The organism is uncultured Mucilaginibacter sp. (assembly GCF_937859865.1).
Lineage (GTDB): Bacteria > Bacteroidota > Bacteroidia > Sphingobacteriales > Sphingobacteriaceae > Mucilaginibacter_A.
On record NZ_CALMAT010000101.1, the window covers coordinates 9,105 to 10,860 of the forward strand.

Genomic DNA, 1,756 nt, shown 5'->3' on the forward strand with positions numbered 1-1,756 from the left:
CCCCAATGGTGAAGCCCAGCCCAATTAGAAATAGCAACCACAAAAAAGGTTAATAGAAGCTGGACCGGGAGCACACTAAACATAAACAAAAAGTTAGTGGCCGAATGTTTCCATTTTACTGCCAGTTTATCCACACAAAACACCACTTCGGCAACCCAAATAGAAGTTAGCAATACGGCAAATAAAGTAACTTGGATGGTAGTAGCATGATTGAAGAAAAGATTTTTAGGGCCGGACATATTAATTTTGCGGGTGAGGTTTAGGTAAGCCTAAGCTTAGCTTTTTTTTGTGGCAGATATTTTAATTAAATGCCTAAACTCGGGTTTTTAATTAATATTTCGGTAAATTTTGTCCAACTAATTCGATGCTTATTTTATCACATAAAAATCAGTGTCGTTTTGTAGTGCTTGTACCTGCACACAATCAAAAACAAAATTTATGGGCATAAAAGAAGTGTTGTAAATTTTTACGGTATAAATTTAAACAGTCCGGGCAACCATAATTTTTTTATCTGCTCACTAATTTTAATGCGGTAAAAGAAGCATGAAAAGCAGCCAGACCAAAACTTAAAGAGTTTTCTTTTATCAAATAAAAATAAATACCTGTACATCAGAAAGAAGTCTTTTTTGTGGTTGAGACGATATAAAAATCAAGAAATAATTTCCGTACAAGTTTTTTTGCATACTTTAGCATATGTATTTTCTTGTTTATACCAGTACTGCCGCCATCAAGTTTAGCGATGAAGAAATCGAACAATTGATGGTTAAATCTATAGAAAAAAACAAAGCACTTTCCATTACGGGCCTGCTCCTGTTTTTCGACGGGAAATTTATGCAATTGTTAGAAGGGGAAGAAAAAGAAACCAGGGAGCTTTACGAAACCATTTGTAAAGACGAGCGGCACAAAGATGTGCTGAAAATAAAGGAAGGCTATATGGAAAACCGTTTTTGCAAGGATTGGAAAATGTGTTTTAAACATGGCACTTACAAAGCATTGGCCGGATTGGACGGCTACAGAAACATGAGCGACCCGAGCAGGACTGAGCCTTCCTGCGCTTTAAAGATGTACTCGGTCCTGACCGATGACCTGCCTTTTTATGACCCTTATTGATTGCTGAATATCTTTAAATGCTTCTTTTATCGGTGTTTTTTTCAGATAAAATAAGCATGTGTTGATTGGGATTTACAATACTTCAACTACAAATTCTTCCAACCTTAAAATCATTTTCCTGCGGCTACTTCCCGGTACAAATTTATCAGCTGCTGCCTGATTTTTTCCTGGTCAAACTGTTTGATCAACTCAGAAGAAATGGCCAAACCTTGTTGATAAAATTCGGGCTCATTCAAAAGCTGTTTGGTTAATTCTATAAATTCCGGTGTGTTTTTTGCCTTGAGGTAAGGCTGTTCGTACAGCAATTCGTATTCCCGGATATCGCGGTAAACCACCGGCATCCCACAAGCGGCAGCTTCAATCGGTGCAAGCGGACAATTTTCCTGGTAAGAAGTAAACAACAGCAAATCCGCAGCGGCATAAACAGAAGGCATGTATTTTAAATCAAGCATCCCGGTAAAATGTATGTGCGGCGATGCTTCTTTTATGCGTGTGTTTATCCGTTTGATGCCTTCCGTCAGTTTGCCAAACGGCCGGCCGCCAACCCAAACAAAAGTTGCTTCAGGCAAGGCTTCGGCAATGTCCAAAAAATCTTCTACGCCTTTGCGGCTTTGCAACTGGCCAACGCCCAAAACTACTTTTTTAT

The 1,756-nt window shown here is 38.8% G+C and carries 2 protein-coding genes; one reads left to right on the forward strand and one right to left on the reverse strand.

Translation table 11 applies throughout. The features are described 5' to 3' along the window. Positions 1–693: 693 nt before the first annotated feature. Complete coding sequence (locus tag Q0192_RS10665) at positions 694–1,110, forward strand: BLUF domain-containing protein (RefSeq protein WP_299289469.1); 417 nt, start codon at positions 694–696, stop codon at positions 1,108–1,110. 110 nt (positions 1,111–1,220) lie between these two features. Here the strand turns inward: Q0192_RS10665 and Q0192_RS10670 are convergent, their stop codons facing one another. After that, the gene (locus Q0192_RS10670) at positions 1,221–1,742 is read right to left on the reverse strand and encodes a glycosyltransferase (protein WP_299289470.1); all 522 of its coding nucleotides are present in this window, start codon (positions 1,740–1,742) and stop codon (positions 1,221–1,223) included. Between the last annotated feature and the right edge of the window lie 14 nt (positions 1,743–1,756).